This window comes from Kineococcus gurbantunggutensis (assembly GCF_050871925.1).
Taxonomy (GTDB): Bacteria; Actinomycetota; Actinomycetes; order Actinomycetales; family Kineococcaceae; genus Kineococcus.
The window spans coordinates 1-6,419 of the sequence record NZ_JBJLSG010000220.1 but is presented as its reverse complement, the minus strand read 5'-3'; the positions used below and the strand labels follow the sequence as shown (position 1 = coordinate 6,419).

The following is a 6,419-nucleotide window of genomic DNA, read 5'->3' as shown; positions in this document are numbered from 1 at the left end:
TTGCGGTGCAGTAGGTTCCGCGGCTGCGGTGGAAACTCCCTCGCTGCGCTCGGCAGTTTCCGAGGGTTGTAGGCGTGCACCACCTCGCTGCGCTCGCCGGTGCACGCGGAAGTTCACTCGCTCCGCTGCGCGGAACGAGCGGCGCAGGAGATGAACTACCCGGGCACTGCGCGCCCAGAGCGGTAGCCGAAGCAGCGAGCCTGCAGACCCAGGGACCCTGGGACCCAGGGACCCAGGGACCGGAGACACCTACGCCCACCAACCCTCACCACGAGCTGCCGGGTTCTCCGCCGCTCCCGGTGCAGCTCAGCACACCGAAGGCACCGGCCACGCCCCCACCCTGGTGCACCAGCAGCAGGGTGGGGGCGCCTTCCATGATCCGCGGTACTCCGTGAGGCCGGCCAGCTCAGTGCAGCGAACGCACCCGCACCAGAGCCGAGGCCACCCGCGCCAACCCGGCATCATCGGTGACCAGCACCGCCCCGTGGTGCACCGCGGTCGCCGCGATCAACAGGTCCCGGAAGTCCTTCTTCGGCTCACGCCCCGAAGCCAGCGAGAGCGCCGCCACCGAGGAGAACGCCGCCACCACCCCCGCATCCACCGGCAACGGCCGGTACCGCGTGACCAACCACGCCAGCTGCGCCGCCCGCTGGGCGTGCTTGAGCGGATCACCCACGGCCAGCGCCACACCCAAGCGCACCTCCGCCTCGGTCACGACCGAGACCCCCACCGCGTCCTGGGCCCCGATGCCCGCGAAACGCGTACCGGGAGCCGCCTGAGCGATCGTGATCACCGCGTTGGTGTCCAGGACCAGGGCGCTCACCGCCCGCAGTCCCCCGCCCCACCGGCGTTCCCCGTGCCACCAGGGCGCGCGCCCTCGATGCGCCCACCGGCAACGCCCGGCACCCACGCCCCGCGCAGCACCTGCTCGATCACCGCCGCCTGCCGCTCATCGATGCGGTAGCCGTGCTCCTTAGCCCACGCCCGCACCGCGGCCCTGTCCACCTCCCTGTCCACCTCCCCATCCACGGCGCTGCCCACGCCCCCGCGGGGCACCGACCCACCGTCCGTAGCTCCACCGCCGGCATCCCCACCGTCGGCATCGCCGACGGCCTCGTCATCGACGTCCCCACGACCGTTCGGGTGACCGTCCGGGACGGGGCTGGAGACGGGGGCGGAGGTGAGGCCGTCAGCAGCAGGAGCGACTCGCCCACTGCCGGCCTGCTGCCGCTCCCAACGCTCGAAGGGATCGCTCAAAGCGTCCTCGACGAAGCCCTCCAGGTCCGCGCGCAGCTCCTCGGCACCGCCGGACCCGAGGTGGTGCAGAGCACCGACGACCTCATCAGCGGGCACGAACGCGCGCGGGAAGCCGGCCGATCCGCCCACCGGGGTCAGCTCTGCCACCGGCTCATCGCGCTCGGTCACCGTGAAGGACTCCCCCTCCTTCACCCGCCGGATCACCTCGGCGTAGTGGTTGCGCAGGTCGCGCACCGGGATGCTCTGCACAACCTCACTGTAGCCAACGGCTACACACCAGGGAAGGAGGTGGGGAAGCAGAGGGGCCCGCGGACAGGGCCGCGAGCCCGCCCCGCCCCACCCGTGGGCGCTCTGAGCGGTCCGGGCGCTCTGAGCGGTCCGGGCGCTCTGAGCGGTCCGGGCGCTCTGGGGACCCTGAAGCGACACCCACCGGGGATGCAGGCCCTAAAGCGCACGACGCAGCACTCAGGACCGCGCCGTCAGCAGCGATCAGGCCGCGGCGCCGCGAACAGCATCAAGGCCACCGGCCGGCGAGCGTGCCCACACGCCCCCGTACCGCGCCCGCACACGGCCCTGCGCACACGGCCCTGCGCACACGGCCCTGCGCACACGCCCTACGAGCGCCGGCGCGCCCCCACCGCCACCTCCGGCGAGTCCTGCAGCAGCCGCAGGACCGCGACGAGATCCTCGGAGGGCCCGGCACCGCAGGCGACCTGCGCGGTGAGACTGTCGGCGATGTGGCGCACCTTGCGGTTGGTGTGCTGCGACAGCCGCGTCAGCACCTTCCAGGCGGCATCGGCATCGCAGCCCAGCACAAGCATCACCACGCCCACCGCGTGCTGCAGCTGCGGCCGGTGATCCAGCGCGGTGCGCAGCTGCTGCACCTCCTCGCCCAGCGCCCCGGCGCGCGCGGCCACCTGGGCGCGCGCGGACTCCGCCTGCTCCAGGCGCTGCGCGAGCTGGGCGCTCAGCGCCTCAGCGCGCTCGATCGCCGCACAGGCCCGGGCCACTGCCTCGCGACTGTCCTGGACCGCGGTGCTGCTGCGCACGCGGGCCACCGCCAGGTCCTCGGCCAGGGAACGGACCGCTTCACCGACCTCCTGCAGCTGCACCCGCACAGCAGCGCAGTCCTGGCGGGCACCGGCCACCAGCACCGCCACCTGCGCCTGCGCCTGCAGCTGTGGCTCCAGCTGCGGCTCGCCCTGCGGTGCGGGCGTCTTCGTGCACGGCTCCACGCCTGCTCCTCAACCTCTAGGTGCGTCAACCTGCGGGTGCGTCAACCTGCGGGTGCATCAACCTGCGGGTGCATTCAACCCGCGGGTGCATCCTCACGCAGCGCTGGGCGGGTCGTGACGGCTGCAGCACGACCACCGACAGCAGCGCCACGGCCCACCACGACCGGCCACGGCCTGGCTGCCCGTGCGCACCCGGCCTGGCTGCCCGTGCGCACCGGTGCCACGAGCGCGAGCACGGCGCCGGTGTGCACCACCACTCCTGCAGCGCGGGTGGCCCTGCCGGTCGAGCTCGCCTGCGCCCGCCGAGCGCGCCGCTTGATCCAGCAGCACTGGTGCGCCCACCACGACAGCGCCCACCACGACAGCGCCCACCTGCCGCTGGTGCAGCTGGTCATCAGCGAGCTGGTCACCAACGCCGTGCGCCACGGCGCAGGACTTGACCGCGACCCCCCGATCAGCGCGCAGCTGCAGTGCCTCAAAGCGCAGCTGCAGTGCCTCGAAGGCGCCGGGGTGGTGCTCTGCGTCAGCGACGGCTCCAGCCAGGTGCCCACCGTGCAGCCCCCACCCGCCCGCGTGCCCGGCGGACGCGGGGTGCAGCTGGTGGACCTGTTCAGCCAGGAGCGGGGCGTGCACCACCCCCCACCCCGCACCGCGCGGCACCGGCCGAACCGCCCCCGTTCGGCACGCGCTCTAAGGCCGGCTCCTCGCCCTCACCGGTGCGTGCGCGATGCCCGCACCGCTGCGCGCCTGCCGCAATCAGCCACCCGCCCGTGCTCACCCGTCACCGCCAGGCCCGTCACCGCCAGGCCCGTCACCGCCAGGCCCGTCCTGGCGCAACCCATCAGCGCGCAGTCCACTGCGTGCTGCCTGCTCGCTCGAGCAGGCCTGCCCGGTCAGCACCGGCACGGTCAGCACCGGCGCGGGCACGCCCAGGCGCGCGGCCACGGACTGCAGCCGCACCAGCTCACTGCGCTGGGCCAGCCCAGCACCGCGCGCCAGCACCCTGCCCTGCCGATCGCGCAGCTGGGCGGCCTCGGCGCGCAGCCGCACCGCCCGGGCCCGCACCGCCCGCGCCGTGGCCCTGTTCTGCGCCGGGGAGGCGCCCGACCAGCCACCTGAGCGCACCTCGGGTGCAGCGCCGGGTGAGACACCAGGTGACGGGTTGGGTGAAGGGGTGCCCACGGCGTCCTCCAGCAGGGCGTGACGTGCGCCGCCCAGCTGGACGCTCACCGGACAGCATGCCCAGCACCGCTGGGTCCCACACCCACGAACCCGGCCAGTCGTGCCCGGCCAGCCCGCCGCTCGCCTGCCGCGCGTTTGGTGCCGGCAGCAGCGGGAAGGGCGCTGGGCAAGGAGTCCCGGTCAACCACACTGCGCAGCAGCGCCGCACGACAGCGCCGCACGACAGCACCGCGCAGCGGGGGCAGAGGTGAGGACCGGGTGAGGACCAGGTGAGGACGGGCAGCAGCACGGCGAGGAGGAGCGGGTGGGGCAGCCGGTGATGCAGCTGGTCCTGCCGCCACGGCTGTCCTCGGTGCCCACCGCCCGGCACTGGGTCCGGCAGGCCTACCAGCGCTGCTGCCCACCACACACCGAGACCACCGGCGGCACCGAGGACACCGAGACCACCGAGACCACCGAGACCGGTGGCGGCGCAGGGACCACCGGCAGCGCGGGAACCACCGGCAGCGCGGGGACCAGCGAGACCGCGCTGCTGGAGCTGCTGACCACCGAGGCGGTGGCCAACGCCGTCCTGCACGGCGCCGGGCCGGTGATCGTGCAGCTGAGCTGCACCGAGCAGGTGGTGCGCGTGGGCGTCAGCGATGCCAGCGCGGTGCTGCCGGTGGTGCGCCGCAACGGCCCGCGCGTCATCGGCGGTCACGGCATGGCCCTGATCGAGACCCTGGCCAGCCGGTGGGGCGTGCACCCCCGCACCGACACCGGTGAGGACGACGACACCGGTGAGGGCGACGACACCGAGGCGGGCAGCGACACCAGTGCGAGCACCAGTACGGGCAAGACCGTCTGGTTCGAGCTGGGCGCCCGCACCTGAACCACACGCACCCGAACCACCCGCGCCTGAACCTCTCGTGTTCGAGCCGCCCGTGTTCGAACAGGCACCGCGGCACCCGCAGCAGCACCCGCAGCAGCACCCGCAGCAGCACCCGCAGCAGCACCCGCAGCAGCACCCGCAGCAGCACCCGCAGCAGCACCCGCAGCAGCACCCGCAGCGGCACCCGCAGCGGCACCCGCAGCGGCGTCGTGGAGCGGCACCCGCAGCGGCCCCGCAGGACGGCACCCCGAGCGGTCAGTGCAGGTGTTGCTACGTTCAAGCGGTGGGTGCCTCCCCTGATGAAGCCTCCTCCGACGATGCCTGCCCCCTGCAGGTGGCCTCGCGCCAGGAGCAGCTGCACGCACGCGCCCAGGAGCTGCACCGCGCCGGTGAGCAGCTGGCCGCCCGGGAACGCACCGCCCGCGAGGACCGTGGGAACCGTGAGGGTTTGCGGCGGGTGCTGCTGGAGCTGGACGAGCTGGCCGAGCGCATGGACGAGCTGGCCGACGCCTTCGACGAGGTGGCCGGGCAGCGCGATGCGGCCGCCGACGCGCGCGATGCGGCGGCCGACGCGCGCGACAGCGCAGCCCGCGCGGCCGAGCACGCCGCCGGCGGTCAGGACGGCCCAGCCGGCATCGCCCGCCACCACGCCGCGGTGCAGCGCGATGCCGCCCTGGGCGACCGTCTGGAGGCGCGCGATGACCGCCGCCGCGCCGCCGCGCAGCGCGCCGAGGGCGGGCGGGCGCGCCGGCGCGCCGCCGCCGACCGCGACGCCGCCGACCGCGACGCCGCCGACCGCGACGCCGCCGACCGCGACGCCGCCGACCGCGACGCCGCCGACCGCGACGCCGCCGACCGCGAAGACGGCGAGGCCGGGAACCGTGAGCCCGGACAAGAATGAGCCCGGACAGAAGCACTCGTCCGCGTCACCGAGGTCACCGAGGTCACCGAGGTCAGCGAGGTCAGCGCTGAGGCGGCTTCCTCAAGCACCGTGTGGGCCAGCACGTCGGTGAGGGCGTGTGCCACACGGCCGCACCCCGCTGGGCCCTGCCCGTCGTGCTGCGCGGCCCTTGAAGGCCGGGGGATCGGCCCCCGCCCGGGAGTCGAGGTCTCCGAGCGGGGGCCGATGGTGATCGCGTACCCCACGGTCCTAGCAGTTACACCTGCGACTTAGGACGAGACCGCTCTGGGTGCGCAGCCGTCACACACGCAGGAAAAGCGGTTCCCCCGGCGTAGCCGAGGAGTCGGCGTAGCCTCGACCGCGGGGGAGGCGAGCACATGAACGAACGCGTGCCGCACACGCAGCCGGCGGTGAACGAAGCGGTGAGCCAGGCAGTGAGCCAGGCAGTGAGCCAGGCAGTGAGCCAGGCCGCGCTCGAGGACCTGTGGCGCCAGGTCAGCGTGCACCGCGCCGTGCTGCAGGCCCAGCACGCCCACGCCGCAGCCCGAGCGCTGCTGGCCCTGAGCGCGGCCACCCGCAGCGCGTGCGCGCAGCAGGTGCGCCACAGCGCCCGGCTGCGCGAGCGCTCGGTGCTGGCGCGCCTGGAGGAGCAGGTGCGCTTCCTGGAACACGACCTGGAGCAGGATCTGGAGCAGGACCCGGAGCAGGACTGGCACCGGGAGCTGTGAGCACCACCACCAGCGCGTGATGAGAACGCGTGCGGGAACGTGAGCACGGCGGGGGCAGCGACCGGCAGCAGGGCCGCCAGCAGAGCCGCCAGCGCGCTCTCAGGCGTGCGGTGCCGGTGCGGGCCGGCCCAGCAGGTAGCCCTGCGCGTGGGTGCAGCCCAACGCGCGCAGCAGCTCCAGGGCCGCCGGGCTCTCCACCCCCTCCACCACCGCGGTGCGCTGCAGGTCCCGGCTCATCGCGATCA

General features: G+C 74.3%; 8 protein-coding genes. 3 read left to right on the top strand and 5 right to left on the bottom strand.

The window, feature by feature from the left end:
* Window positions 1–406: 406 nt before the first annotated feature.
* The 4 genes from ACRYR7_RS23610 to ACRYR7_RS23595 all read right to left on the bottom strand — a co-directional run bounded on the left by ACRYR7_RS23610 (window position 407) and on the right by ACRYR7_RS23595 (window position 3,722).
* Window positions 407–823: a PIN domain-containing protein gene (locus tag ACRYR7_RS23610; RefSeq protein ID WP_432574678.1), complete on the bottom strand. Its 417-nt coding sequence runs from the start codon at window positions 821–823 to the stop codon at window positions 407–409.
* On the bottom strand, window positions 820–1,506 hold the full coding sequence (locus ACRYR7_RS23605) for a type II toxin-antitoxin system Phd/YefM family antitoxin (RefSeq protein WP_432574676.1): 687 nt from the start codon (window positions 1,504–1,506) through the stop codon (window positions 820–822). Before ACRYR7_RS23605 ends, ACRYR7_RS23610 begins: the two co-directional genes overlap by 4 nt.
* Before the next feature lie 365 nt (window positions 1,507–1,871).
* A complete protein-coding gene (locus tag ACRYR7_RS23600; RefSeq protein ID WP_432574675.1) occupies window positions 1,872–2,492 on the bottom strand; it encodes an ANTAR domain-containing protein in 621 nt (206 codons plus the stop codon).
* 774 nt (window positions 2,493–3,266) lie between these two features.
* Window positions 3,267–3,722: a hypothetical protein gene (locus tag ACRYR7_RS23595; protein WP_432574674.1), complete on the bottom strand. Its 456-nt coding sequence runs from the start codon at window positions 3,720–3,722 to the stop codon at window positions 3,267–3,269.
* A 256-nt stretch (window positions 3,723–3,978) separates the two neighbouring features.
* On the opposite strand from ACRYR7_RS23595, the gene ACRYR7_RS23590 reads away from it, so the two are divergent.
* The 3 genes from ACRYR7_RS23590 to ACRYR7_RS23580 all read left to right on the top strand — a co-directional run bounded on the left by ACRYR7_RS23590 (window position 3,979) and on the right by ACRYR7_RS23580 (window position 6,174).
* Window positions 3,979–4,545: an ATP-binding protein gene (locus tag ACRYR7_RS23590; protein WP_432574672.1), complete on the top strand. Its 567-nt coding sequence runs from the start codon at window positions 3,979–3,981 to the stop codon at window positions 4,543–4,545.
* A gap of 283 nt (window positions 4,546–4,828) precedes the next feature.
* Complete coding sequence (locus tag ACRYR7_RS23585) at window positions 4,829–5,446, top strand: hypothetical protein (protein ID WP_432574670.1); 618 nt, start codon at window positions 4,829–4,831, stop codon at window positions 5,444–5,446.
* 446 nt (window positions 5,447–5,892) lie between these two features.
* Window positions 5,893–6,174 carry a hypothetical protein gene (locus ACRYR7_RS23580; RefSeq protein ID WP_432574669.1) on the top strand — a complete coding sequence of 94 codons (282 nt, stop codon included), beginning with the start codon at window positions 5,893–5,895 and terminating at the stop codon, window positions 6,172–6,174.
* Window positions 6,175–6,273: 99 nt separating this feature from the next.
* Here ACRYR7_RS23580 and ACRYR7_RS23575 read toward each other — a convergent pair whose 3' ends face one another.
* On the bottom strand, window positions 6,274–6,411 hold the full coding sequence (locus ACRYR7_RS23575; RefSeq protein WP_432574680.1) for an EAL domain-containing protein: 138 nt from the start codon (window positions 6,409–6,411) through the stop codon (window positions 6,274–6,276).
* Window positions 6,412–6,419 lie beyond the last annotated feature (8 nt).